Here is a 23,119-nt window from a genome sequence, read left to right as displayed (position 1 = left end):
GGGGCGTGGCGCTCAGCCGAGGAGGTCGGCCACCTGGGGGGCCAGGGCGCGGAAGGCTTGGCCGCGGTGGCTGATGGCGTTCTTCTCCGACGGGGTCAGCTCGGCGCAGGTGACCGTGTGGCCGTCGGGCTGGAGGATGGGGTCGTAGCCGAAGCCGTTGGTGCCGGTGGGGGTGTGGCGCAGGGTGCCGCGGAGCCGGCCCTCGACGACGCGGGTGGTGCCGTCGGGGAGGGCGAGGGCGGCGGCGCAGGCGAAGTGGGCGGCGCGGTGCGGGTGGTCGATGTCGCCGAGCTGGGCGAGGAGCAGGTCGAGGTTGGCCTTGTCGTCGCCGTGCTTGCCGGCCCAGCGGGCGGAGAAGATGCCGGGGGCGCCGCCGAGGACGTCCACGCAGAGCCCGGAGTCGTCGGCGACGGCGGGCAGTCCGGTGGCGGTCGCCAGTGTCCGTGCCTTGAGGAGCGCGTTCTCGGCGAAGGTGACGCCGGTCTCCTTGACGTCGGGGATCTCGGGGTAGGCGTCGGCGCCGACGAGGTCCACGTCGAGCCCGCTGTCGGCGAGGATGGCGCGCAGTTCGGTGACCTTGTGGGCGTTGCGGGTGGCGAGTACGAGGCGGCTGGTCATGGACCCGATTATCGCGGTCAGCCGTGGGCGCAGGTGACGGTGAGGTGGGAGGCGGCGGTGCCGATGGGGGTGAGGTCGGGGGTGCGGCCGTCGTCGGCGGCGGTGCGGGCGTTGCGGACGGCGGTGTCGAGGTCGTCGACGGCCTTGCTCACCTTGGCGTTGTCGGTGTTGAGGTTCTTGAGGTCGCGCTGGACCTTGTCGAGGGCGGCGCGGGTGTCGTGGCGGCGGTCGGCGTCGGAGACCTGGCCGATGTTGGTGGCGGAATTCTGCAGGTCCTGGACGTCGCCGGCGATGGAGGCGGCGGTCTTGGCGCAGTCCAGGGCGCGGCCGACGTTGTCGCAGGAGACCAGGACGGACGCGGTGAGCAGTAAGGCGCCGGTGCCGACGGTGGCGAGACGACGGTTCATGCGGACCCCTCCCCCTGGCCGCTCCTCCCGGCGGGTGCGGCGCGCGTATCTGTGAACACGCGGCAGCCGCCGGGAGGGTTGCTCCGGGGTTCGGCGCCCCAGGGACAGACCGTCAGAGAGTCGCTTCGAGCGCGGCCCGCTGCGCGGCGGTGAGGTCGGCGCAGCCGGCGACGGCGAGGGCGAGCAGGGCGTCGAGTTCGGCGCGGTCGAAGGGCTGGCCCTCGGCGGTGCCCTGGACCTCGACGAAGCGGCCGTCGCCGGTGCAGACGACGTTCATGTCGGTCTCGGCCTTGACGTCCTCCTCGTAGGCGAGGTCGAGGAGGGGGACGCCGCCGACGATGCCGACGCTGACGGCGGCGACGGTGCCGGTGAGGGGCTGGGCCTTGGCGCGGATGAAGTGGTTGCGCTGCATCCAGTTGACGGCGTCGGCGAGGGCGACGTAGGCGCCGGTGATGGCGGCGGTGCGGGTGCCGCCGTCGGCCTGGAGGACGTCGCAGTCGAGGACGACGGTGTTCTCGCCGAGTGCCTTGTAGTCGATGACGGCGCGCAGCGAGCGGCCGATGAGCCGGGAGATCTCGTGCGTTCTGCCGCCGATCTTGCCGCGGACGGATTCGCGGTCGCCGCGGGTGTTGGTGGCGCGCGGCAGCATGGAGTACTCGGCGGTGACCCAGCCTTCGCCGCTGCCCTTGCGCCAGCGCGGTACGCCCTGGGTGGCGCTTGCGGTGCACAGCACCCGGGTGTCGCCGAAGGAGACGAGGACGGAGCCCTCGGCGTGCTTGCTCCAGGCCCGTTCGATGGTGACGGGGCGGAGTTGTTCAGGGGTGCGGCCGTCGAATCGTGACATGGCGTTGAGCCTATCCGGGTGAGGCCGGGCCCGATGACCGGTGGCAGGGGCGAGGGGGGCGGCGGATCGTTCCGTCGCCCCCCTCGTCCGGCCTCGCTCAGCGGGAAGGAGCTGTCACATCATGTCTTCGATGTCGGCGGCGATCGGGTCGGCGTCGGTGCCGATGACGACCTGGATCGCGGTGCCCATCTTGACGACGCCGTGCGCGCCCGCGGCCTTCAGGGCGGCCTCGTCGACGAGGGCGGGGTTCTTGACCTCGGTACGCAGCCGGGTGATGCAGCCCTCGACCTCTTCGATGTTGTCGAGTCCGCCGAGACCGGCGACGATCTTCTCAGCCTTGCTGGCCATCTCTGTCTCCTGTTTCCCTGACCCACCGTGAGTCCGATATGTCACGGTAACGCACGGTTGGCCCAACTTCACGGGCGGTTGATCCCCGGGTGCACCACCATGGCGCTCAGAAGCGCCCCACCGGACCGGGAGGCCCGGGCCGGGCGCCGCGGGCGCGGCAAGTGGTCTAAACCACTGTACGCGACCGCCCGCCGGCAGCCGTCAGGGAGGACCACCGATGAGTTCGGACACCGCGTCAGCGGCGCCCCGCAGAACGTGGCTGAGCAATCTGTTCCAGGGGCTGCAGAAGATGGGCCGCAGCCTCCAGCTGCCGATCGCGGTGCTGCCCGCGGCCGGCATCCTCAACCGGCTCGGCCAGCCGGACGTCTTCGGCTCCGACGGTCTGGGCTGGGACCGGGTGGCCAAGGTCTTCGTCGGCGCGGGCGGCGCCCTGCTGGACGGCTCGATCGGTCTGCCGCTGCTGTTCTGCGTCGGTGTCGCGATCGGCATGGCCAAGAAGTCCGACGGCTCCACGGCGCTGGCCGCGGTGGCCGGCTTCCTGGTCTACAACGGCGTGCTGCACCAGTTCCCCAAGGACTGCGGCCCCGACACCGTGCTCCAGGCGGGCGCCTGCATCGCCAAGGACGGCACCGCGGTGGCGGCCACGTACCAGAATCCCGGGGTCTTCGGCGGCATCGTGCTCGGCCTGCTGACCGCGTACTTCTGGCAGCGCTTCCACCGCACCAAGCTGGTGGACTGGCTGGGCTTCTTCAACGGCCGCCGTCTTGTGCCGATCATGATGTCCGGTGTCGCGATCGTCTTCGCGGTGCTGTGCGCCTGGGCGTGGCCGCCGATCGGCGACGGCCTGACCAGCTTCTCCAAGAAGCTGGTGGACCTCGGCTCGACGGGCTCGGGCATCTTCGGTGTCGCCAACCGCGCGCTGCTCACCATCGGCCTGCACCAGTTCCTGAACACCTTCGTCTGGTTCCAGTTCGGCGACTTCACCAAGCCGGACGGCACGGTGGTGCACGGCGACATCCCGCGCTTCCTGGCGGGCGACCCGACGGCGGGCCAGTTCCAGACCGGTTTCTTCCCGATCATGATGTTCGCGCTGCCGGCCGCGGCGCTGGCCATCGCGCACACCGCCAAGCCGCACCGCCGCAAGGAGATCAGCGGCATGATGCTCTCGGTCGGCCTGACGTCCTTCGTCACCGGCATCACCGAGCCGATCGAGTACTCCTTCCTGTTCATCGCGCCGCTGCTGTACGCGATCCACGCGGTGCTGACGGGTGTCTCGATGGCGGTGTGCTGGGGGCTCGGCGCCAAGGACGGCTTCAGCTTCTCGGCCGGTCTGATCGACTACTGCCTGAACTGGAACCTGGCCACCAAACCCTGGCTGATCCTGATCGTCGGCGCCTGTTTCGCGGTGGTCTACTACGCGCTCTTCAGATTCGTGATCGTGAAGTTCAACCTCGCGACCCCGGGCCGCGAGCCCGAGGAGATCGAGCAGGAGCTGGAGCAAGGTAACGTCAAGTAACGATTCGGCGTCGTAAAGGCCCCCAAGTCCACGGACTTGGGGGCCTTTGTCGTGTGACTCAGCGCACACGGAATCACGGATTCCTTTACGCGTCCCTCACGTGTTACAACAGGTCTACACCACTGAGTGGTATAGACCACGGCGGCGGGCCGTCCCCCTTCATGCGCCCGCCTCACCAGGAGGAATCTGATGAGTACGGCCACCGCCACGGCGGCTCCCGCGAAGAAGCGGGGCTCCGGCCTGTTCCAGGGCCTGCAGAAGGTCGGGCGCAGCCTTCAGCTGCCCATCGCCGTTCTGCCGGCCGCCGGCATCCTGCTCCGGCTCGGCCAGCCGGACGTCTTCGGCGCCGACGGCCTCAAGTGGGGCAAGGTCGCGACCGTCTTCGCCGAGGCCGGCGGCGCGGTCTTCGACAATCTGCCGCTGCTGTTCTGCATAGGCGTGGCCATCGGCTTCGCCAAGAAGTCCGACGGCTCCACCGCGCTCGCCGCGCTGGTCGGCTTCCTGGTCTACAGCCGGGTGCTGCAGGCCTTCCCGGTCACCGACGCGGTCGTCAACACCACCGCCAACAAGGGCGTGGACGTCGCGGCCACGTACAACAACCCCGGTGTCCTCGGCGGCATCCTGATGGGTCTGCTGGCCGCCGTGCTGTGGCAGAGGTTCCACCGCACCAAGCTGGTCGACTGGCTCGGCTTCTTCAACGGCCGCCGCCTGGTGCCGATCATCATGGCCTTCGTCGGCACCGGCATGGGTGTCTTCTTCGGCCTGGTCTGGAAGCCGATCGGCGAGGGCATCAGCAACTTCGGCGAGTGGATGACCGGCCTCGGCGCGGTCGGCGCGGGCCTGTTCGGTCTGATCAACCGCGGTCTGATCCCGGTCGGCATGCACCAGTTCGTCAACTCCGTCGCCTGGTTCCAGATCGGCGACTACAAGGACGCCTCCGGCACGATCGTGCACGGCGACCTGACCCGGTTCTTCGCCCACGACCCGACCGCGGGCCAGTTCATGGCGGGCTTCTTCCCCATCATGATGTTCGGTCTGCCGGCCGCCGCGCTGGCCATGGCCCACACCGCCCGCCCCGAGCGCCGCAAGGCCGTCATGGGCATGATGCTCTCGCTCGCCCTGACCTCGTTCGTGACCGGTGTCACCGAGCCGATCGAGTTCTCGTTCATGTTCATCGCGCCGCTGCTGTACGCGATCCACGCCGTGCTGACCGCCGCGTCGATGGCCATCACCTGGGCGCTGGGCGTGCACGCGGGCTTCACCTTCTCCGCGGGCTTCATCGACTACGCGCTGAACTGGAACCTGGCCACCAAGCCGTATCTGATCATCCCGATCGGCCTGGTCTTCGGAGCGGTCTACTACGTCGTCTTCCGGTTCGCGATCGTGAAGTTCAACATCATGACGCCGGGCCGCGAGCCCGAGGAAGAGGTCGAGGACATCACCAAGTGACGTCCTCGCGCTGAGACTCCACCGCGCACGACGGCGGGCCCGGAACCGTACACGGTTCCGGGCCCGCCGTGCGTGTGACCGCTACAGCTCCGTGCGCGTACCGGCTACAGCTCGTAGACCGCGCCCGCGGTGGCCAGTTCGACGGGGCCGTCGTAGGCGGTCCTCGCGTCGCGCAGATTGACCGAGGGGTTGGTCCACGGCGGGATGTGGGTGAGCACCAGGCGGCCCGCGCCGGCCCGGGCGGCGACCTCGCCGGCCTCCCGGCCGTTGAGGTGCAGCTCCGGGATGTCCTCCTTGCCGTCGGTGAAGGACGCCTCGCACAGGAAGAGGTCCGCGCCGTCCGCGAGCGTGTCCAGCGCGTCGCAGGGGCCGGTGTCGCCCGAGTACGCCAGGGTGCTGCCCTCGTACTCGACCCGGAAGCCGTACGCCTCGACGGGGTGGCTGACCAGATCGGTGGTGATCGCGAACGGGCCGAGCCGGAAGCCGCCGGGCACCAGGGTGCGGAAGTCGAAGACCTCGCTCATGCACTTCTCGTCCGGCACGTCGCCGTAGGCGATGCTCAGGCGCCGCTCGGTGCCCTCGGGGCCGTAGACCGGGATCGCGGCGGCCGGGCCGCCGTCGTGCCGGTAGTAGCGGGCCACGAAGTACCCGCACATGTCGATGCAGTGGTCGGCGTGCAGATGGCTCAGCAGTACGGCGTCCAGGTCGTACAGGCCGCAGTGACGCTGCAGCTCGCCAAGGGCACCGTTGCCCATGTCGATCAGCAGCCGGAAGCCGTCGGCCTCGACGAGGTAGCTCGAGCAGGCCGATTCCGCGGACGGGAACGACCCCGAGCAGCCGACGACGGTGAGCTTCATTCCGGGAAACACCTCCGTGGGCGCGCCACAGATCACCCCATTCCGGCTGGACTGGGGGGATTGGCGGGAGCGGTCCGCCATGTCTTGAGAGGGTAAGGCGCACGGGTCCCTCACGCGCCTCTCCCGCACCCCGTTGTGGGCGGAATCACCAGTACGGGCGGGGTTCCGGGCCCCGGTAGGGTCGTACGGGACGCGGGTATCGGCCGGGCATTCGAAAGGAGCGGCCGTGAGTACGGGGATGTGGCTGGCGGTGCTGGGCGTGGCCGCGCTCGGTCTGGTCGCGGCGCTGATCGACGGGCGCGCCCGGTCCGGACGGAAGGCACGGAAGCCACGGACGACGGGGCGCCGCGGACCGCGCGGCGGAAAGCGCCCCTGACGTCACGTCCAGGGGCACCGGTGCGTACGGACGAACGGGTGTCAGGCCCAGAGCTGGCCGTGCAGGGCGGCGACGGCCGCCTCGGTGGACTCGGCGGTGTAGATGCCGGTCGACAGGTACTTCCAGCCGCCGTCCGCGACGACGAAGACCACATCGGCGCGCTGCCCGGCCCGGTGCGCCTTGGCGGCGACGCCGAGCGCCGCGTGCAGCGCCGCGCCGGTGGAGACCCCGGCGAAGATGCCCTCCTCGGCGAGGAGTTCACGGGTGCGGCGGACCGCGTCCTCGGAACCGACCGAGAAGCGGGTGGTGAGCACGGTCTCGTCGTACAGCTCGGGCACGAAGCCCTCGTCGAGATTGCGCAGCCCGTAGACGACGTCGTCGTAGCGCGGCTCGGCGGCCACGATCGACACGCCCGGGACCTTCTCGCGCAGGAAGCGGCCGACGCCCATCAGGGTGCCGGTGGTGCCAAGGCCCGCGACGAAGTGCGTGATGGTCGGCAGGTCGGCGAGGATCTCGGGGCCCGTGGTGGCGTAGTGCGCGCCCGGGTTGGCGGTGTTGCCGTACTGGTAGAGCATCACCCAGTCCGGGTGCTCGGCCGACAGCTCCTTGGCGACCCGCACCGCGGTGTTGGAGCCGCCCGCGGCCGGCGATGAGATGATCTGCGCGCCCCACATCGCGAGCAGTTCGCGCCGCTCGGCGGAGGTGTTCTCCGGCATGACGCAGACGATCCGGTAACCCTTGAGCCGGGCGGCCATGGCCAGCGAGATGCCGGTGTTGCCCGAGGTGGGCTCCAGGATGGTGCAGCCCGGGGTGAGCCGGCCGTCCGCCTCGGCCTGCTCGATCATGTGCAGGGCCGGGCGGTCCTTGACCGAACCGGTCGGATTGCGGTCCTCCAGCTTGGCCCAGACGCTCACCTCGTCGGACGGCGACAGGCGCGGCAGGCGGACCAGCGGGGTGTTGCCGACCGCCGCCAGCGGACTGTCGTACCGCATCAGCGGCTGCCCCCGGCCACGGCGGGAAGGATCGTGACGCTGTCGCCGTCGGCGACCTTGGTGGCGATGCCGTCCAGGAAGCGGACGTCCTCGTCGTTGAGGTACACGTTCACGAAGCGGCGCAGCTCGCCGCCGTCCACGACGCGGTCGCGCAGCCCCGCGTGCCGGGTGTCCAGGTCCGCGAACAGCTCGTCCAGGGTGGCGCCCGCGCCCTCGACGGCCTTCTGGCCGTCGGTGTAGGTGCGGAGGATGGTCGGGATGCGGACCTCGATGGCCATGGCTGCGCTCCAGTGATTGCGGGCGTACGACGACAGGGGGTGGTGCTGCGGTGCTGCTGCGGGTGCGGGCGCCGGTGCTCGGGCGCTCACGTGGAGACAACCACGGGGTCATCGTATCGATTCCCCCTTGCGGACCGAGACGGCCGTCCCACGATCCGGGACGTCAGGCGTACGAGGCCACCACCTGTACGGGTTCTTCGGTCACCACGCCGTCCACGATGCGGAACGAGCGGAACTGGAACTCCTCCGCGAGCGACACCAGCACGTAGTGCGCGCCCGGCTCCTGGGCCAGCGAGATGTCGGTACGGGAGGGGTACGCCTCGGTCGCGGTGTGCGAGTGGTAGATCACCACCTGCTCCTCGTCGCGCTCGCGCATCTCCTTGTCGAGCCGGAACTGCTCCATCGAGTCGAACTCGTAGAAGGTGGGCGAACGCGCCGCGTTCAGCATGGGGACGAAGCGCTCCGGCCGGTCGCTGCCCTCGGGGCCCGCGATGACCCCGCACGCCTCGTCGGGGGCGTCCGCCTTCGCGTGCGCCACGATCCGGTCGTACAGGTCCTGGGTGATGGTGAGCATGCGGGAAAAATAACAGGGCGGCCGGGAGCGCAGGCCGCCGCTAGGCGGTGGCGTCCGTCACCGGCAGCGGCCCGGGCTGCCGTGCCTCCGGCGGCAGATGGGCCCGGCGGGCGAAGGCCGCCGGATCGCGCCGCTTGAGCAGCGCGTAGCCGCCGGCCAGCAGCGCCAGCCACAAGGGCACCCCGTACAGCGAGATCCGCGCGTCCGCGTCGGCGCCGATCAGCACCAGCACCAGGGCGAGGAAGGCGAGCGCGAGCGCGCTGGCGACGGCGCCGCCGGGCGCGGTGAACCAGGCAGGGGCGGCCCGCCCGGCGCGGACCGCGGCCCGGTAGCGGATGTGCGAGGCGAGGATCACCGCCCAGGTCCAGACGGCGGCGACGGTGGCGAAGGCGGTGATGTAGGTGAACGCCCCTTCGGGGTCGGCGTAGTTGAGCCAGACGCCGACGCTCATCAGGGCGACGGAGGCGAGGGTGCCGGCCGCCGGGGTGCGGCGGGCGGTGAGCCGGGCGAAGACCCTGGGGCCCTGGCCGTTGACGGCCAGGTCGCGGAGCATCCGGCCGGTGGAGTACATCCCGGAGTTGCAGGACGACAGGGCCGCGGTGAGCACCACGAAGTTGACGATACCGGCGCCGAAGGGGATGCCGATCCGGGCGAAGGCGGCCACGAACGGGCTGACGCCGGGCCGGAATTCGGTCCACGGCACGACGCAGAGGATGACGGCGAGGGCGCCCACGTAGAACAGGCCGATCCGCCACGGCAGGGTGTTGATGGCCTTGGGCAGGGTCTCGCGCGGGTTCTCCGCCTCCCCGGCGGTGACGCCGACGAGTTCGACCGCGAGATACGCGAACATCACGATCTGCAACGTGAGCAGCGTGGAGCCGACGCCCTTGGGGAACACCCCGCCGTCGCGCCACAGATGACCGACCGAGGCGGTGTCGCCGGCCGCCGACACCCCGAGGGTGAGCACGCCGACGCCGATCAGAATCATGCCCGCGATCGCGGTGACCTTGACCATCGACAGCCAGAACTCGACCTCGCCGAAGAGCCGTACGGAGATCAGATTGGCCGCGAAGAGCAGCAGCAGGAAGGCGAGCGCGGCCGTCCACTGCGGGATCCACCGCCACCAGTACGCCACATAGGTGGCGGCGGCGGTGACTTCCGCCATGCCGGTGACCACCCACATCAGCCAGTACGTCCAGCCGGTGACGAACCCCGCGAAGGGGCCGAGGAATTCGCGCGCGTAGTCGGCGAAGGAGCCCGACACCGGGCGGTAGGTGAGGAGTTCGCCGAGCGCCCGCATGATGACGAAGATCGCGACGCCGGCGACGGCGTACATCAGGATCAGGCTCGGGCCCGCCTGGTGGATGGCGCGGCCCGCGCCGAGGAAGAGGCCGGTGCCGATCGCGCCGCCGATGGCGATCATCTGGATCTGCCGGCTGCCCAGGCCCCGCGCGTACCCCTCGTCGGTACCCGCGGAACCGGCAGCACCGGTCGAATCGGCGGCACCGGTCGTACCGGCGGAACCGCCCGTCCTGTCCGCCACGTCACCCATGTCGGATTCGTACCACGCGCGGTACGGAGCCGCCCGCGGGGCGGGTCCGGGCGGCTGACGCGGGGTCAGTACGGCGCCGGAAGGGCCGGGCGGGGTCAGCGGCCGGCGGTGAGCACGTCGAGCAGGGTCTCCTGGAGCAGGCCGAACCACTGGTAGGCGATCATCAGCGGCTTGCGCGGGTCCTCGTCGTCCAGCCGGTCCAGACCGTTGCCCTCCTCCTCGGTGACCTCCAGACGCGAACCGAGCGTCAGCCGGAGGTCGTTGAGGGTGCCGAGCCACTGCCGGGCCTGGTCGCCGGTCAGCTCGATCCGCGGGCCGCCGCCGTCCAGGGTGCGCAGCACGGCGAGCGCGTCCTCGCGCTTGCGGGCCCGCAGGTCGTTCTCGGTGAAGCGGCGGAATTCGGCGGCGTCCGCGTCCTGCTCGTAGGCGCTGGGGAAGAGCCGGGCCAGCGCCGGGTCCTTGGGCGGCTCGGTCGGCCCGTCGGCCAGCAGCGCGGCCAGCGGATCGTCGTCGGCGCCGTCGGGCAGGCTGCCGGGGCCGACCAGTTCCAGCAGTTGCGTGGTGAGGCTGCGCAGGATCGAGATCTCGATGTCGTCCAGCGCGATCGCGGCGCCGCCGCCGCGCACCCGGGTGAAGGCGGCCCAGCGGCCGTGGGAGCCCATCAGTGGTCCTGGGTGAGCGTCGCCCACAGGCCGTAGCCGTGCATGGCCTGGACGTCGCGTTCCATCTCTTCGCGGGTGCCGCTGGAGACCACGGCACGGCCCTTGTAGTGGACGTCTTCCATCAGCTTCTTGGCCTTGCTCTTCGAGTACCCGAAGTAGGTCTGGAAGACGTACGTCACGTAGCTCATGAGATTGACGGGGTCGTTGTGCACGAGAGTCACCCACGGCACGTCCGGCGCGGGAGCCTCGAAGGGCGCTTCGCTGACATCGGGACGTTCGACTTCTGCTGGCGCGACACTCACAGGTTCCATGCTGCCGCGCCTGCGGTGCCTCGCACAAATGGGCGTGCGTGCGGCGGCCCGGGCGGGCCCGGAACACCCCGTCGGTGTGGGGCGCGGCACACTCGCGCCGAGAAATCGTCAATCTGACGAGTATTGGGGGTAGCATCCTCGCCATGAGCACAGCAGACCTGGGACTGCCGGTGGACGTGCCGTCCACCGCCCTGTTCACCGACCGCTACGAGCTGACGATGCTGCGGGCCGCCCTGCGCAGCGGCGCCGCCGAGCGCCGCTCGGTCTTCGAGGCGTTCACCCGCAGGCTGCCCGAGGGCCGCCGCTACGGGGTGGTCGCCGGCACCGGCCGGGTCCTCGACGCGGTGGCGAACTTCCGCTTCGACGCGCCCGTGCTGGAATTCCTCGAACGCGAGGACGTGGTGGACGCCGCCACCCTCGACTGGCTGGCGGACTACCGCTTCACCGGCGACATCTGGGGCTACCCCGAGGGCGAGGTGTACTTCCCCGGCTCGCCGATCCTGCGGGTCGAGGGCAGCTTCGCCGAGGCGGTGCTGCTGGAGACGGTGATCCTGTCGATCCTCAACCACGACTCGGCGATCGCGGCGGCGGCCTCCCGGATGGCGGTGGCGGCCGGCGGCCGGCCGCTGATGGAGATGGGCGCCCGCCGCACCCACGAGCTGGCCGCGGTGGCCGCCTCGCGGGCCGCGTACGTCGGCGGCTTCCGCTCCTCCTCCAACCTCGCCGCCGGTTTCCGCTACGGCATCCCGACGATCGGTACCAGCGCGCACGCCTTCACGCTGCTGCACGACACCGAGCGGGACGCGTTCACCGCGCAGGTGGACGCGCTCGGCCGCGGCACCACCCTGCTGGTGGACACCTACGACCTGACCGCCGCCGTACGCACCGCCGTGGAGATCGCCGGGCCCGAGCTGGGCGCGGTACGGATCGACTCCGGCGACCTGCTGCTGCTCGCGCACCGGGTGCGGCAGCAGCTGGACGACCTCGGGGCGAAGGACACGAAGATCGTGGTGACCTCCGACCTGGACGAGTACGCGATCGCGTCGCTGGCCGCCGCGCCCGTGGACTCCTACGGGGTCGGCACCTCGCTGGTCACCGGCAGCGGTCACCCGACGTGCTCCATGGTCTACAAGCTGGTCGCCCGCGCGACCTCCGATGACCGGGACGCGCCGCTGCTGCCCGTCGCCAAGAAGTCGATGGGCGGCAAGACCAGTGTCGGCGGGCGCAAGTGGGCGGCCCGCCGGCTCGACGAGGACGGCGTCGCCGCCGCCGAGGTCGTCGGTACCGGCCCGGTGCCGGCCGACCTCGCCGACCACCAGCTCCTGGTCCCCCTCGTCCGGCACGGCGAGGTCATCGGCCGCGAGCCCCTGGAGGCGGCCCGCAGCCGCCACATCGCCGCCCGCGCGGGGCTCCCGCTGTCCGCCACCCAGCTCTCCCGGGGCGAGCCCGTGCTCGCCACGGAAACGGCCTGAGTCACTGCGCGAGCGGGCCGCAGGGCCCTACGCTCAGGGCTTGACTTGGCGGGGCCGCCGCGCGACCCGCGGCCCCGCCCCGACATCCGCCCGAAAGGCACAAGGGAAATGCACCGCGCATTGATCGTCGTCGACGTGCAGAACGACTTCTGCGAGGGCGGCAGCCTCGCGGTGACCGGAGGGGCCGACGTGGCCGCCGCGATCACGGATCTGATCGGGGAGTCGGCGGGGAACTACCGGCACGTGGTGGCGACCCGGGACCACCACATCGACCCGGGCACGCACTTCTCGGACCGCCCGGACTTCGTGACGTCGTGGCCGGTGCACTGCGTGGCGGGCACCGAGGGCGCCGGGTTCCACCCGAATTTCGCGCCCGCGATCGCCTCGGGCGCCGTGGACGCGGTGTTCGACAAGGGCGCGTACGCGGCGGCGTACAGCGGCTTCGAGGGCCTGGACGAGAACGGCGCGACGCTCACCGGCTGGCTGCGCGAGCGCCAGGTGACGGAGGTCGACGTGGTGGGCATCGCCACCGACCACTGTGTGCGGGCGACGGCGCTGGACGCCGTACGGGACGGCTTCACCACCCGGGTGCTGCTGACGCTGACGGCGGGCGTGGCGCCCGCGACCACCGACCGGGCGCTGGTGGAGCTGCGCGAGGCGGGCGTGGAGCTGTCCGGCAAGCCCGTGGTGACCGGCTGAGGACATGCCCGTCACGGCCGGCCGGGACAAGCCCGTCGCAACCGGCTAGGACCGGTCCTGGCGGACCGTGCGGTTCAGCGTCGAGATCGGGTGCCACAGCTCCGCGCTGTCGTACTCGCGCCAGACCAGGCCGTCCGGATGGTGCAGTACGGCGGTGACCTCGTCGGGCGTGGGCGGCTCCGCGTTGCCGGTCAGCCGCGCGCCGCGGAAGCCGAGGTTGCTGAGCCGGGTGAGGGCGCGCTGCCGGTTCAGGGCGTGCACCACGACCCGGACCGTGCGGTCGGGGCAGCCCGGATGGGGCAGCCCGAGCGCCACGACGACCGAGCCGCCCGGAAGCTTGGTGAAGCCACCGACCGCCATGGTCACATCATCAGCGGTTCGGCCGCCGCCCACCAGGGGGCGACGGCCGAACGCGGGATGAATCCCGATGAAACACCAGGTCACACGGGGTGCGACCGGTTTCGGGCAATCTCCGTGGCCAAAATGATCACGGGGTGGTGATCACCAGAGCTTGGCCGGGCCGACCGCGACGGTCATGGTGCTGCCGTCCAGCGCCTCGCTCAGGATCGTGATCCGGGTGTTGGTGTCCGGCACCTTCACGCTGCCGGTCGGGTTGGCCGCGTCCCAGTACGAGCCGTAGTGGTCGTCGAAGACCGGCGTGCCGAGCTTGGCCTTGACCTTGGTGGCGACACCGTTGTTATGCAGCGTGAAGCCGTCGGTCGGCCACCAGCTGAACGGCGAGTCGTACGCCTGGATGCGGTTGCGCAGCAGGCTGCCGTCGGACCACTTCTCGGCCTTGGCGTGGGCGTCGATCGGCAGGATCTGGCCCGAGCCGGGGTGGATGCCCACGTTGTTGTCGGGCTGCGAGGTGTCCCACAGCCAGATCAGCAGGCCGTTCTGGTACGGGTAGTGCTCGACCCAGTCGGGCCGGCTGCTGGTCCAGCCGAAGTTGTACGGGCCGGTCTTGAGCGTCTTGTCGTACGAGACGTACTGCCGGTTCTCCGCGATGTAGTACTGCGGGTAGTCCTTGGTGAAGGACGCCCCGATCCGGGAGAAGCCCTTGGCGGTCCAGCCGTTGTCGTCGGTCTCGGCGCCGTCGGTGAGCACGGCCGAGCCGTCCGCGGTGACGGTGATCGCGTCGGCCGCGAAGCCCTGCTGGGCCACACCGCCGTCGGTCAGGTACCGGAAGCGCAGCTGGATCTGCTTGCCCGCGTACGCGTCCAGCGGGAAGGACAGGTCCTCGTACGCGCCGCTGGTGCCGGTCAGCGCGGGGGCGTCGCCGCCGTCGCGCGGGATCGACTTGCCGTTGGCGGTGCCGTCCAGCGCGGTCCAGCTGGCGCCGTTGTCGGCGGACACCTCGGTGTAGAGGTAGTCGTAGCCCTCCTCGATGTCCCACCAGCCCTTGAGGGACAGGGACGCCGAGGTCTTGCCGGTCAGGTCGACCGAGCGGGTCAGGGTGTTGGACAGGTTGTCGCCCATGCCGCTCCACCACTGCTTGTCGCCCTCGGCGGGCGTGGTGATGGTGGTGGTGACCGCCTTGTCGGGCAGCGTGACGACGAGCGCCTGCTTGTCCTTGGTGTTGTACTCGGCGACGCCCAGCTTGGTCGTCGAGCGCTTGGCGGCCTTGGCGGTGCCGTAGTTGAGCCAGCCGAGCTGCAGCTTGTCCCAGGCGCTCATGTCGTCGGGGAGGTCGCCGATCGCGTCCTTGCCGGTGCCCATCCAGGAACCGGACGACATCAGCGACCAGAAGGCGACGTTGGACTCGCCGACGTACGTGGTGTCGTACTCGTCGGGCAGGCCGAGGTCGTGGCCGTACTCGTGCGCGAAGACGCCGAGGCCGCCGTTCTCCGGCTGGAGGGTGTAGTCGCCGACCCAGATGCCGGTGTCACCGATCTGCGTGCCGCCGGCCTTGTTGTCGGCCGGGCCGGTCTTGCCCGCGTCGGTGCCGTAGGCGTACCAGCGGTGCGCCCACAGGGCGTCCTCGGCCTGGGCGCCGCCGCCCGCGGACTCGTCCTCGCCCGCGTGCACGATCTGGAAGTGGTCGATGTAACCGTCGGGCTCGTTGAAGTTGCCGTCGCCGTCGTAGTCGTAGCGGTCCCACTGGTCGTACTGGGACAGGTCGGCCTTGATCTGCGCGTCGGTACGGCCCTGGGCCTTCTGATCGGCGACGTACGCGGTGGTGGCGTCGCGGATCAGGTCCCAGGCGCTGGAGCAGGTGGAGGCACCGCAGTAGTTGGAGCCGTAACGGGCCTCGTTCCAGGGCACCTTGACCCAGGCGGAGACCTCGCCGTCGACCGAGTAGCGGCCCGAGGACTGCTTCTCGTAGTACTTCGCCAGCGACTCCTTGCCGGCGTCGTGCGAGAAGTACAGGTCCTTGAAGTGTGCCTGGTTGTAATCGGCCTGCCAGGCGGTGCTGTTGTCGTTCTTGCGGTCCGGAGCGGCGATCGTGTTGTGCGCCGGGCCCGGGTCGCCGCCGTACTTGGTGACCGGGGGCTGCGGGCCGTCGGGGCCGTCCGGGTCGTAGGTGGTGGTGTTGTCCACCTGGTCGCCGAACTCGGCGAGGATGGTGAAGATCTTGTCGGTCTTCTCCCGGCCCAGTTCGACGTACTTGCTCTTCTTGCCCTTGCCGTGGCCGAGTTGGACGACCTTGGAGCCGCCGCGCTGCTGCACGGTCGCGTCGCCCGAGACGACCTGCTGGAGCGCGGCCGAGCGCTCCGCGGTCTGCTGCTCGGTGAACGGGCCCGGCAGGTCGTGCGCCTGGTTGTCCGCCGGGTCGTGGCTGACGGCCGGCGCGGGATGCGCACTGTCGGCCGGCGCCGCATGTGCCGCGGTTGCGGTGACCGCGGGCACCCCCAGCACGGCTATCGCCAGGGCCAGGGCGGCGGGTTGGGTGATCCTCCGCTGCGTTTTCAAGATTCTTGACCTCCCCTTGGGAAAGGCCATTGCATCGGAGTGACGGGAGAAAAAACAGATCTTGACTTGAGCATGGCACGCCAGTACGTTTACCGGTTTCCCGGTACCGCTCAGCGGACTCACAGCGTTGCCCCAACCCCGCCCGGCTGTCCGCTGGTTGAGATGCCTGACACGCTTGCGACCCCGTGCGCCCCCTCGTGCACCGCACCGTGGGTTAGGTCACGCTTACCCCATGTACGGTCAGGGCATGCCGAAGCGTAGAGCCAGCCCGCTACCGAGGACGGATCCCCCAATGCCACGTCCTACGACCGCGCAACTCGCCTACGGTTCGCTGACCGTCGTCCTGTCCACCTTCGCGATGCTCCTGCTGTCGGACGCACGCTCCGGCACGGGCGTCGCGGTCTGCTGCGCGGCGGGACTGATCCTGGGCCTGCTCGTCGCGGTGACCGTCACCCTGCCCGCCGTCGCCCGGGTCAAGTCCGCCCAGGCGTCCGACCGTTCCCCTGCCCCGGCCCCCGTTCCCGAACACCTCGCCCCCCGGCCGGCCGCACGGCGTCCGCTGCCGCGGGCGGCGGGCGGACGCGGTGTCCGCGAGGCCAGGGAAGCGACGCTGCGCCGCTGAGAAGGCGGTGTCACACGGCGTCGCACAACGCCAGCACCTGCACCTGCACCTGCACCTGCACCACACGGCGTCAGACGGCGGCCACGACCACGGTCTTGGCCGCCTTGTCGTGCAGGCACTGCCGGTACGGCCTGTCCCACAGGCACCACAGCGAATTCAGCAGCCAGAACAGCGGGCCGACCAGGACCACACCGAAGGCGCCGGGCAGCGCGTAGACCGCGGCCCGTGTCCAGCCGTCGCCGCCGGGGACCTCGCCGTCCACCAGCCGGGCCGCGCGGATCTTCAGCATCCTCTTGCCGAGCGTCTGGCCGCGGGCGGCCGTCATGAAGCCCTCGTAGAGGAAGTAGACGACGAAGGTGACCACCGTCGCCACGGCCTGCTTGCCGCCGCCGGCGTCCGTGGGACTCGACAGGTCGTCGCCGTACACCACGACGCTCACCAGCACATCGATCACGATCAGCACGACGGTGTCGACCAGGCGGGCGAGGAAACGCTGGTTGAGGGTCGCGAGCGGCGCCATCCCGGACGGCTGGTCTGTACTCATGACCATGAGTCAATCAGCCATCCGGGTGGCGGTACAGGGCGGGTGCGCGGCCCTTTCGGAGCGTCGGGCGACCGGTCGGACGGCCGGTCAGGTGGTCGAGACCACCACGGTCTTGGCGGCCTTGTCCTGGAGGCCCTGCCGGTACGGCTTGTCGAAGAGCACCGTGATGCCGAGGATCACGAACCAGATGCAGCTGCAGCAGAAGGCGGGCAGCCACAGCACGAGGGCGCGCAGGGCGGCGGCCGAGGAGCCGGGCGCGCTGCCGTTGTCGAGCATCGCGGTACGGATCTTCATCAGCTTCTTGCCGACGGTCTGGCCGCTGTTCTGCGTCATGAACCACTCGTAGAGGAAGCCGATGACCGCGAAGAAGGCGCCGCCGAGCGCCGACTTGCCGCTGCTGAAGTTGTCGGTGCCGCCGGACGCCCAGTCCAGCAGGCCGGCCGGGATGAGCACGATGATCACATCGATGATCCGGGCGAGGACGCGCTTGCCGCTGTCGGCCAGCGGCGGCATCCCGGCCAGCGGGTCCCGCGGGGGCTCCCCGTACGGATTCCCGGGCCCGCCGGGACCGTTGTCGTACGGTCCGCCGGGACCGCCCTGGCCGCCGCCGTAGGGATTGCCCGGACCGCCCTGGCCGGACTGCCCGCCGCCGTAGGGATTGTCGGCGTACGGATCGTTGCCGTACGGGCCGCTCGGCGGCGGGGCGCCGTACGGGCCGCCGCCCTGGTCGCCGGGCGGCTTGGCGTAGGGGTCCTCGGGGGAACCGGGCGCTGGCTGATCGGTACTCATACGGCGAGTCAAACCCGGACGGTGACGGCCCGCCTGTTGCGCGCTCCGTTCGGAGTACCCGGGAGTACGGCGTCAGTCGCCCGCGACGAACGTACCGGCCGCCTTGTCGTGCCAGCACTGCCGCCAGGGGCGGTCGAACAGGCACCAGGCCAGACCCACCGCGCCGACCACCAGCGCGTCCAGCACCGTGTGGGTCAGCCAGCGGCGCAGGCTCGCGCCGAAGCCGGGCGGCAGCTGCGCCTCGACGTCCAGCACCCGCAGCCCCACCAGCTTCTTGCCGAGCGTGCGCCCCCACTTCGCGGTCGGCAGCACTTCGAGCAGCAGGCCGGCGAGCACCGCGACCAGCAGCACAGCGCCGATCTCCACGCCGGTCGTGCCGTCGATCAGCCAGACCTTGACGGTCTCGCCGGTCTGCTCGGCGTCGTCGACCTTGTCCTGGATGTGCTGGTACGCGGCCGTGCCCAGCGGTACGGCCGCGGCGGCGGTCACCGCGCAGAACAGCGCCGTGTCCAGCACGCGGGCGGCGAACCGCCGTACCAGCGCGGCCGGCCGGTCCTGCCGGGTGATCGTGCTCAGGAAGGGGTCGCCGACCGGCGGCCGCCACGGCGCCGGGCTCTCCTGCCGCTCCTCCTCCGACTGCCGGGCCAGATGGTGCACCTGCTGCGCCCAAGGCGCGGCCGGCGCCTGCGGCTGAGGCTGGGGCCGCGCTTGGGGCTGCGGCTGCGGCTGGGCCGGTACGGAGGGCGCGGCAGCCTGTTGCTGGGCGGGTGCCGCCGTGCCCCAGGAGATCCGCTGCGGTTCCGACGCGGCCGGCTGCCCGGCCGCCCGGGGCCACACCGGCGACGGCCCGGGAGCGGGCTCGGGAGCGGGAGCGGCGGGCGGCGGTACGGGCGTGGGAGCGGGTGCGGACGGCGGCGGCGCCACCGCGGCGGCCGTCCCCGTACCGAAGTCCGCGAGCGGCGCGCCCGGGTCCTCGTCCAGATACATCACCCCGGACTCGTCGGCCGAGCGGCCCGCCGGAACAGAAGGAGCGGAGGGTGCGGCCGGAGCGGACGGTACGGACGGCGATGGCGGTGCGGACGGCGTGGACGGTACGGCCGGCCCGGCCGGTGTCCCGCCGTCCGCCGGCGCGGGCCTGCTCGTCCCCGGCACCCAGGCGGAGCCGTTCCAGTAGCGGATGTAGTTCGGGACCGAGGGGTCGGGGTAGTAGCCCGGCACCGGCGACGCGGAGGAAGAACCGGAGGAGCCGGCGGCGGGTGCGCTCATGGTCCGTGAATTCCGTATCTGCTCGGTCTGGTGGGGGTTTGTGACGTCCAGATGTACCAGACGCGCGGGCCCGGCGTGACCGCTGTCGCGGGCCGCGGGCCGCACCGGAGGGCGTACTTGTCTTTACCCGCACGCGCCCCCTCGTGCCCGTGCTTCAGGAATTTTGAACCTAATCCCGCGAACCCGCGTAATGGTTGGGGTGGTACGCGCTCTCTCCTGGTGCGGGCCCCGCGCAGCACCCGCTGCGCGTCCCCCGTGTCACCGCGAAACCCGTGGTGAACACGGACAAAGGGGCTGCCGCGCCGAGGAAAGGATGTCGAGTCGATGCACACCGTGGTGGAACGCGAACTGGAAATGCAGCTGGTGCTGTCGCCGGAGCGGAGCATCCCCGTACCCGCGAGGCTGGCCTATCGCACGGATGATCCCTTTGCCGTGCACATCACTTTCCACGTGGGTTCCGACGCGCCCGTGAACTGGACGTTCGCGCGCGAGCTGATCGTCGAGGGCGTCTTCCGGCCGTGCGGGCACGGTGACGTACGGATCTGGCCGACCAAGGTCAACGGCCGCAGTGTGATCTGCATGGCGCTCAGTTCGCCCGACGGCAACGCGCTGCTGGAGGCGCCGTCGTCGCCGGTGGCGTCCTGGCTGGAGCGGACGCTGCGGGTGGTGGCCCCCGGCACCGAGCACGAACAGCTCGGCATGGACGACGGGCTGAGCCGGCTGCTCGCCCCGACCACCGGGGACGACCTGTGGCTGAGCGACCCCTGGTCGGGGAAGGACGAGACGCCGGACGCGGGCGCGTGAGGGCCCGCCTCCGGCGCGGGATCCGGTTAACCGGCCGTCGCGGCGGCCGCGGGAATCAGAACAGCTTGCCCGGATTCAGCAGTCCGAGCGGATCGAAGACGGCCTTCACCCCGCGCTGCAACTCCACCCCGGTGGGTCCCAGTTCGCGGGCCAGCCAGTCCTTCTTGAGCAGGCCGACGCCGTGCTCGCCGGTGATGGTGCCGCCGAGCGCGAGGCCGAGCGCCATGATCTCGTCGAAGGACTCGCGGGCCCGCCGGGACTCGTCGGGGTCGTGCGCGTCGAAGCAGACCACGGGGTGGGTGTTGCCGTCGCCCGCGTGCGCGCACACCCCGATCGTCAGGTCGAACCGGTCCGCGATCTTGGCGACGCCGTCGAGCATCTCGCCGAGTTTGCCGCGCGGTACGCACACGTCGTCGATCATCGTGGCGCTGGTCAGTGTCTCCAGCGCGGTCAGCGACAGCCGGCGGGCCTGGAGCAGCAGCTCCGACTCGGCGGCGTCCTCGGCGGGGACCACGTCGGTGGCGCCCGCGGCCGTGCACAGCGCGCCGACCGCGGCGAGGTCGGCGGCCGGGTCCGCGGTGTCGAAGGCCGCCAGCAGCATCGCCTCGGTGGTCTCGGGCAGGCCCATCTTCGCCATCGCGTTGACCGCGCGGATCGTCGTGCCGTCCATCAGCTCCAGCAGCGACGGCACATGGCCGCTCTCCATGATCGCGCAGACCGCGTCGCCGGCCGCGGCGGCGGACGGGAATTCCGCGACCATCGCGAGCTGCGGCGCCGGCGCGGGCTTCAGCGCGAGGACCGCCTTGACGACGACGCCGAGGGTGCCCTCGGAGCCCACGAACAGGCGGGTGAGGTCGTAGCCCGCGACGCCCTTGGCGGTGCGCCGCCCGGTGCTCAGCAGCCGTCCGTCGGCCAGCACCACCTCCAGGCCGAGCACGTACTCGGCCGTCACCCCGTACTTCACGCAGCACAGGCCGCCCGCGCCCGTACCGATGTTGCCGCCGATCGTGCACTGCTCCCAGCTCGACGGGTCCGGCGGGTACGCCAGGCCGTGCTCGGCGACCGCGCGTGACAGCACCGCGTTGATCACGCCGGGCTCCACGACCGCGATGCGGTCGACCGGGTCGATCTCCAGGATCCGGTCCATCTTCACCAGCGACAGCACGATGCAGTTCTCACTGGCGTTGGCCCCGCCCGAAAGACCCGTACGTGCCCCTTGCGGCACGACCGGCACCTTCAGCGCTGTCGCGACCCGCATGACGTGCTGGACGTCCTCCCGACAGGTCGCCAGCACCACCGCCGCCGGCGCCCCCGCCTCCGAGAAGCTGGCCATGTCATGGGAGTACGCCGCCATGACGTCCGGGTCCGTCAGCACGGCCCCTTCCGGCAGGCCGCCGCGCAGTGCGGTGATCAGTTCGTCATGCATGTGATCAGCCTCGCAGCTCGGCCGCCCCTTGCGGAAGGGGCTACCTGTTCAGGGGCGCGGGGAACCGTCCCCCGCGCCCCTGACCCGGGCTAGAGGTTGCCGCGGCGTTCCTGCTCGCGCTCGATCGCCTCGAAGAGCGCCTTGAAGTTGCCCTTGCCGAAGCCCATCGAGCCGTGGCGCTCGATCATCTCGAAGAAGACGGTCGGCCGGTCCTGGACCGGCTTGGTGAAGATCTGCAGGAGGTAGCCGTCCTCGTCGCGGTCGACCAGGAGCTTGAGTTCGCGCAGGGTGTCGACGGGGACGCGGGTCTCCCCCGCCCACTCGCCGAGCGTGTCGTAGTACGAGTCGGGGGTGTCGAGGAATTCGACGCCGGCGGCGCGCATCGCGCGCACGGAGGCGACGATGTCGTTGGTGGCCAGCGCGATGTGCTGGACCCCGGGCCCCCCGTAGAACTCCAGGTACTCGTCGATCTGCGACTTCTTCTTCGCCACGGCCGGCTCGTTGAGCGGGAATTTGACCTTGAGGGTGCCGTCGGCGACGACCTTGGACATCAGGGCGGAGTATTCGGTGGCGATGTCGTCGCCGACGAATTCCTTCATGTTGGTGAAGCCCATGACGTTGTTGTAGAACGCCACCCACTCGTTCATCTTCCCGAGTTCGACGTTGCCGACGCAGTGGTCGATCGCCTGGAAGAAGCGGGCCGCCGGCGGCTCGACGATCGGCTCGGTGGCCACGTAGCCCGGCAGGTAGGGGCCGTCGTAGCCGCTGCGGTCGACCAGGGTGTGCCGGGTCTGCCCGTAGGTGGCGATCGCGGCGAGCACGACCGTGCCGTGCTCGTCCTTCAGCTCGTACGGCTCGGTGAGGCCGGTGGCGCCGTGCGCGACGGCGTACTCGTACGCGGCGCGCGCGTCCGGCACCTCGATGGCGAGGTCGACGACGCCGTCACCATGTTCGGCGACGTGCTCGGCGAGGAAGCGGCCGTGGTCGGTGGCGGGCTTGATGACGGAGGTGAGGACGAAGCGCGCGCCGCCCGACTCCAGGACGTACGAGGCGGTCTCGCGGCTGCCGTTCTCGGGGCCCGCGTAGGCGACGCGGCGCATGCCGAAGGCGGTGGAGTAGTAGTGCGCGGCCTGCTTCGCGTTGCCCACGGCGAAGACGACGGCGTCCATGCCCTTTACCGGGAAAGCATCCTTGGTCTCAGTCATGGCAAAAGCGTCCCGCCGCTCGTCAGGGTGCGCAATAGTTCCCGATTTCAGTGGACAGCCTGTACAGCGGGAGCGACGATCGACGGGTCAATCTGTGCAGCATGACCATGGGAGGCGGTGGGGCATGGGGATCGACGCGCTGGACGGGCGGCTGATCACGCTGCTGGACCGGGAGCCGCGGATCGGCGTCCTGGAGGCGTCGCGGCGGCTGGGGGTGGCGCGCGGCACGGTGCAGGCGCGGCTCGACCGGCTGAGGGCCAATGGGGTGATCCGCGGCTTCGGCCCGCAGGTGGATCCCGCGGCCCTCGGCTATCCGGTCACGGCGTTCGCGACGCTGGAGATCAAGCAGGGCCAAGGCGCCGACGTACGGGCGCATTTGACGACCGTGCCGGAGGTGCTGGAACTGCACACCACGACTGGTCAGGGCGACATGCTCTGCCGGCTGGTCGCGCGTTCCAACGCCGATCTCCAGCGGGTGATCGACCGGGTTGTCGGCTTTGATGGGATTGTCCGGGCCGCCACGGCGATCGTCATGGAGAACCCGGTCCCGCTGCGGATCATCCCGCTGGTGGAGCAGGCGGCACGCGACACATAG

At 70.8% G+C, this 23,119-nt stretch carries 26 protein-coding genes; 8 read left to right on the top strand and 18 right to left on the bottom strand.

Features of this window, described 5'->3' with window-relative positions; genetic code table 11:
• Positions 1–12: 12 nt before the first annotated feature.
• The 4 genes from rdgB to BM076_RS28915 form a co-directional block, all read right to left on the bottom strand.
• Complete coding sequence (gene rdgB, locus BM076_RS28930; RefSeq protein ID WP_093716687.1) at positions 13–618, bottom strand: RdgB/HAM1 family non-canonical purine NTP pyrophosphatase; 606 nt, start codon at positions 616–618, stop codon at positions 13–15.
• 17 nt (positions 619–635) lie between these two features.
• Positions 636–1,025, bottom strand: a complete 390-nt coding sequence (locus BM076_RS28925; protein WP_093716686.1) for a hypothetical protein — start codon at positions 1,023–1,025, stop codon at positions 636–638.
• Positions 1,026–1,137: 112 nt separating this feature from the next.
• Complete coding sequence (gene rph, locus BM076_RS28920; RefSeq protein ID WP_093716685.1) at positions 1,138–1,869, bottom strand: ribonuclease PH; 732 nt, start codon at positions 1,867–1,869, stop codon at positions 1,138–1,140.
• 114 nt (positions 1,870–1,983) lie between these two features.
• The gene (locus BM076_RS28915) at positions 1,984–2,217 is read right to left on the bottom strand and encodes a glucose PTS transporter subunit EIIB (RefSeq protein ID WP_093716684.1); all 234 of its coding nucleotides are present in this window, start codon (positions 2,215–2,217) and stop codon (positions 1,984–1,986) included.
• Positions 2,218–2,434: 217 nt separating this feature from the next.
• Between BM076_RS28915 and BM076_RS28910 the strand changes: the two genes are divergently transcribed.
• Complete coding sequence (locus tag BM076_RS28910) at positions 2,435–3,733, top strand: PTS transporter subunit EIIC (RefSeq protein ID WP_093716683.1); 1,299 nt, start codon at positions 2,435–2,437, stop codon at positions 3,731–3,733.
• A gap of 189 nt (positions 3,734–3,922) precedes the next feature.
• Complete coding sequence (locus BM076_RS28905; RefSeq protein WP_093716682.1) at positions 3,923–5,182, top strand: PTS transporter subunit EIIC; 1,260 nt, start codon at positions 3,923–3,925, stop codon at positions 5,180–5,182.
• A 104-nt stretch (positions 5,183–5,286) separates the two neighbouring features.
• Here the strand turns inward: BM076_RS28905 and BM076_RS28900 are convergent, their stop codons facing one another.
• Positions 5,287–6,039 (bottom strand): MBL fold metallo-hydrolase, encoded by a 753-nt coding sequence (locus BM076_RS28900; protein ID WP_093716681.1) that lies wholly within the window; start codon positions 6,037–6,039, stop codon positions 5,287–5,289.
• A gap of 226 nt (positions 6,040–6,265) precedes the next feature.
• Between BM076_RS28900 and BM076_RS36830 the strand changes: the two genes are divergently transcribed.
• The gene (locus BM076_RS36830; protein ID WP_177246665.1) at positions 6,266–6,415 is read left to right on the top strand and encodes a hypothetical protein; all 150 of its coding nucleotides are present in this window, start codon (positions 6,266–6,268) and stop codon (positions 6,413–6,415) included.
• A 41-nt stretch (positions 6,416–6,456) separates the two neighbouring features.
• Here BM076_RS36830 and BM076_RS28895 read toward each other — a convergent pair whose 3' ends face one another.
• The 6 genes from BM076_RS28895 to clpS form a co-directional block, all read right to left on the bottom strand.
• Positions 6,457–7,407 carry a PLP-dependent cysteine synthase family protein gene (locus tag BM076_RS28895; RefSeq protein WP_093716680.1) on the bottom strand — a complete coding sequence of 317 codons (951 nt, stop codon included), beginning with the start codon at positions 7,405–7,407 and terminating at the stop codon, positions 6,457–6,459.
• Complete coding sequence (locus tag BM076_RS28890; RefSeq protein WP_093716679.1) at positions 7,407–7,685, bottom strand: MoaD/ThiS family protein; 279 nt, start codon at positions 7,683–7,685, stop codon at positions 7,407–7,409. Before BM076_RS28890 ends, BM076_RS28895 begins: the two co-directional genes overlap by 1 nt.
• 163 nt (positions 7,686–7,848) lie before the next feature.
• Positions 7,849–8,259 carry a Mov34/MPN/PAD-1 family protein gene (locus BM076_RS28885; protein ID WP_093716678.1) on the bottom strand — a complete coding sequence of 137 codons (411 nt, stop codon included), beginning with the start codon at positions 8,257–8,259 and terminating at the stop codon, positions 7,849–7,851.
• A 40-nt stretch (positions 8,260–8,299) separates the two neighbouring features.
• Complete coding sequence (locus BM076_RS28880; RefSeq protein WP_093716677.1) at positions 8,300–9,811, bottom strand: amino acid permease; 1,512 nt, start codon at positions 9,809–9,811, stop codon at positions 8,300–8,302.
• A 95-nt stretch (positions 9,812–9,906) separates the two neighbouring features.
• Entirely contained in the window at positions 9,907–10,473 is a 567-nt protein-coding gene (locus BM076_RS28875; protein WP_093716676.1) for a DUF2017 domain-containing protein, read from the bottom strand.
• Positions 10,473–10,784 carry an ATP-dependent Clp protease adapter ClpS gene (gene clpS / locus BM076_RS28870; RefSeq protein WP_177246664.1) on the bottom strand — a complete coding sequence of 104 codons (312 nt, stop codon included), beginning with the start codon at positions 10,782–10,784 and terminating at the stop codon, positions 10,473–10,475. Before clpS ends, BM076_RS28875 begins: the two co-directional genes overlap by 1 nt.
• Before the next feature lie 143 nt (positions 10,785–10,927).
• On the opposite strand from clpS, the gene BM076_RS28865 reads away from it, so the two are divergent.
• Both BM076_RS28865 and BM076_RS28860 read left to right on the top strand, forming a co-directional pair.
• On the top strand, positions 10,928–12,256 hold the full coding sequence (locus tag BM076_RS28865; RefSeq protein WP_093716674.1) for a nicotinate phosphoribosyltransferase: 1,329 nt from the start codon (positions 10,928–10,930) through the stop codon (positions 12,254–12,256).
• Positions 12,257–12,364: 108 nt separating this feature from the next.
• Complete coding sequence (locus BM076_RS28860) at positions 12,365–12,955, top strand: nicotinamidase (protein ID WP_093716673.1); 591 nt, start codon at positions 12,365–12,367, stop codon at positions 12,953–12,955.
• 45 nt (positions 12,956–13,000) lie between these two features.
• Here BM076_RS28860 and BM076_RS28855 read toward each other — a convergent pair whose 3' ends face one another.
• Both BM076_RS28855 and BM076_RS28850 read right to left on the bottom strand, forming a co-directional pair.
• On the bottom strand, positions 13,001–13,315 hold the full coding sequence (locus BM076_RS28855; RefSeq protein WP_093716672.1) for a hypothetical protein: 315 nt from the start codon (positions 13,313–13,315) through the stop codon (positions 13,001–13,003).
• Positions 13,316–13,456: 141 nt separating this feature from the next.
• Positions 13,457–15,868 (bottom strand): immune inhibitor A domain-containing protein, encoded by a 2,412-nt coding sequence (locus BM076_RS28850; RefSeq protein ID WP_245796472.1) that lies wholly within the window; start codon positions 15,866–15,868, stop codon positions 13,457–13,459.
• Between the two features lie 292 nt (positions 15,869–16,160).
• On the opposite strand from BM076_RS28850, the gene BM076_RS28845 reads away from it, so the two are divergent.
• Entirely contained in the window at positions 16,161–16,490 is a 330-nt protein-coding gene (locus tag BM076_RS28845; RefSeq protein WP_093716670.1) for an MMPL family transporter, read from the top strand.
• A gap of 70 nt (positions 16,491–16,560) precedes the next feature.
• Here BM076_RS28845 and BM076_RS28840 read toward each other — a convergent pair whose 3' ends face one another.
• From BM076_RS28840 to BM076_RS28830, 3 genes are all read right to left on the bottom strand, one after another.
• Positions 16,561–17,034, bottom strand: coding sequence for an RDD family protein (locus BM076_RS28840; protein ID WP_245796470.1), 474 nt, complete (start codon positions 17,032–17,034; stop codon positions 16,561–16,563).
• 87 nt (positions 17,035–17,121) lie between these two features.
• The gene (locus BM076_RS28835; RefSeq protein WP_093716668.1) at positions 17,122–17,823 is read right to left on the bottom strand and encodes an RDD family protein; all 702 of its coding nucleotides are present in this window, start codon (positions 17,821–17,823) and stop codon (positions 17,122–17,124) included.
• Between the two features lie 72 nt (positions 17,824–17,895).
• Positions 17,896–19,089 (bottom strand): RDD family protein, encoded by a 1,194-nt coding sequence (locus BM076_RS28830; protein WP_093716667.1) that lies wholly within the window; start codon positions 19,087–19,089, stop codon positions 17,896–17,898.
• A 324-nt stretch (positions 19,090–19,413) separates the two neighbouring features.
• On the opposite strand from BM076_RS28830, the gene BM076_RS28825 reads away from it, so the two are divergent.
• Entirely contained in the window at positions 19,414–19,893 is a 480-nt protein-coding gene (locus tag BM076_RS28825) for an SsgA family sporulation/cell division regulator (RefSeq protein WP_093716666.1), read from the top strand.
• Positions 19,894–19,948: 55 nt separating this feature from the next.
• Here BM076_RS28825 and BM076_RS28820 read toward each other — a convergent pair whose 3' ends face one another.
• The gene (locus tag BM076_RS28820) at positions 19,949–21,319 is read right to left on the bottom strand and encodes an FAD-binding oxidoreductase (protein WP_093716665.1); all 1,371 of its coding nucleotides are present in this window, start codon (positions 21,317–21,319) and stop codon (positions 19,949–19,951) included.
• 89 nt (positions 21,320–21,408) lie between these two features.
• A complete protein-coding gene (gene hppD, locus BM076_RS28815) occupies positions 21,409–22,524 on the bottom strand; it encodes a 4-hydroxyphenylpyruvate dioxygenase (protein ID WP_093716664.1) in 1,116 nt (371 codons plus the stop codon).
• A gap of 124 nt (positions 22,525–22,648) precedes the next feature.
• On the opposite strand from hppD, the gene BM076_RS28810 reads away from it, so the two are divergent.
• Complete coding sequence (locus BM076_RS28810; protein ID WP_093716663.1) at positions 22,649–23,119, top strand: Lrp/AsnC family transcriptional regulator; 471 nt, start codon at positions 22,649–22,651, stop codon at positions 23,117–23,119.

Source organism: Actinacidiphila alni, assembly GCF_900112845.1.
In the GTDB taxonomy this organism is placed as follows: domain Bacteria; phylum Actinomycetota; class Actinomycetes; order Streptomycetales; family Streptomycetaceae; genus Actinacidiphila; species Actinacidiphila alni.
The sequence above is the reverse complement of the archived record's forward strand: the minus strand, read 5'-3'. Positions and strand labels throughout refer to the sequence as shown.

Excerpts from the sequence above, each read along its gene's own strand:
- rdgB (WP_093716687.1), bottom strand. The coding sequence starts at position 618 with ATGACCAGCCGCCTCGTACTCGCCACCCGCAACGCCCACAAGGTCACC.
- BM076_RS28925 (WP_093716686.1), bottom strand. The coding sequence starts at position 1,025 with ATGAACCGTCGTCTCGCCACCGTCGGCACCGGCGCCTTACTGCTCACC.
- rph (WP_093716685.1), bottom strand. The coding sequence starts at position 1,869 with ATGTCACGATTCGACGGCCGCACCCCTGAACAACTCCGCCCCGTCACC.
- BM076_RS28915 (WP_093716684.1), bottom strand. The coding sequence starts at position 2,217 with ATGGCCAGCAAGGCTGAGAAGATCGTCGCCGGTCTCGGCGGACTCGAC.
- BM076_RS28910 (WP_093716683.1), top strand. The coding sequence starts at position 2,435 with ATGAGTTCGGACACCGCGTCAGCGGCGCCCCGCAGAACGTGGCTGAGC.
- BM076_RS28905 (WP_093716682.1), top strand. The coding sequence starts at position 3,923 with ATGAGTACGGCCACCGCCACGGCGGCTCCCGCGAAGAAGCGGGGCTCC.
- BM076_RS28900 (WP_093716681.1), bottom strand. The coding sequence starts at position 6,039 with ATGAAGCTCACCGTCGTCGGCTGCTCGGGGTCGTTCCCGTCCGCGGAA.
- BM076_RS28895 (WP_093716680.1), bottom strand. The coding sequence starts at position 7,407 with ATGCGGTACGACAGTCCGCTGGCGGCGGTCGGCAACACCCCGCTGGTC.
- BM076_RS28890 (WP_093716679.1), bottom strand. The coding sequence starts at position 7,685 with ATGGCCATCGAGGTCCGCATCCCGACCATCCTCCGCACCTACACCGAC.
- BM076_RS28885 (WP_093716678.1), bottom strand. The coding sequence starts at position 8,259 with ATGCTCACCATCACCCAGGACCTGTACGACCGGATCGTGGCGCACGCG.
- BM076_RS28880 (WP_093716677.1), bottom strand. The coding sequence starts at position 9,811 with ATGGGTGACGTGGCGGACAGGACGGGCGGTTCCGCCGGTACGACCGGT.
- BM076_RS28875 (WP_093716676.1), bottom strand. The coding sequence starts at position 10,473 with ATGGGCTCCCACGGCCGCTGGGCCGCCTTCACCCGGGTGCGCGGCGGC.
- clpS (WP_177246664.1), bottom strand. The coding sequence starts at position 10,784 with ATGGAACCTGTGAGTGTCGCGCCAGCAGAAGTCGAACGTCCCGATGTC.
- BM076_RS28865 (WP_093716674.1), top strand. The coding sequence starts at position 10,928 with ATGAGCACAGCAGACCTGGGACTGCCGGTGGACGTGCCGTCCACCGCC.
- BM076_RS28860 (WP_093716673.1), top strand. The coding sequence starts at position 12,365 with ATGCACCGCGCATTGATCGTCGTCGACGTGCAGAACGACTTCTGCGAG.
- BM076_RS28855 (WP_093716672.1), bottom strand. The coding sequence starts at position 13,315 with ATGGCGGTCGGTGGCTTCACCAAGCTTCCGGGCGGCTCGGTCGTCGTG.
- BM076_RS28845 (WP_093716670.1), top strand. The coding sequence starts at position 16,161 with ATGCCACGTCCTACGACCGCGCAACTCGCCTACGGTTCGCTGACCGTC.
- BM076_RS28840 (WP_245796470.1), bottom strand. The coding sequence starts at position 17,034 with ATGAGTACAGACCAGCCGTCCGGGATGGCGCCGCTCGCGACCCTCAAC.
- BM076_RS28835 (WP_093716668.1), bottom strand. The coding sequence starts at position 17,823 with ATGAGTACCGATCAGCCAGCGCCCGGTTCCCCCGAGGACCCCTACGCC.
- BM076_RS28830 (WP_093716667.1), bottom strand. The coding sequence starts at position 19,089 with ATGAGCGCACCCGCCGCCGGCTCCTCCGGTTCTTCCTCCGCGTCGCCG.
- BM076_RS28825 (WP_093716666.1), top strand. The coding sequence starts at position 19,414 with ATGCACACCGTGGTGGAACGCGAACTGGAAATGCAGCTGGTGCTGTCG.
- BM076_RS28820 (WP_093716665.1), bottom strand. The coding sequence starts at position 21,319 with ATGCATGACGAACTGATCACCGCACTGCGCGGCGGCCTGCCGGAAGGG.
- hppD (WP_093716664.1), bottom strand. The coding sequence starts at position 22,524 with ATGACTGAGACCAAGGATGCTTTCCCGGTAAAGGGCATGGACGCCGTC.
- BM076_RS28810 (WP_093716663.1), top strand. The coding sequence starts at position 22,649 with ATGGGGATCGACGCGCTGGACGGGCGGCTGATCACGCTGCTGGACCGG.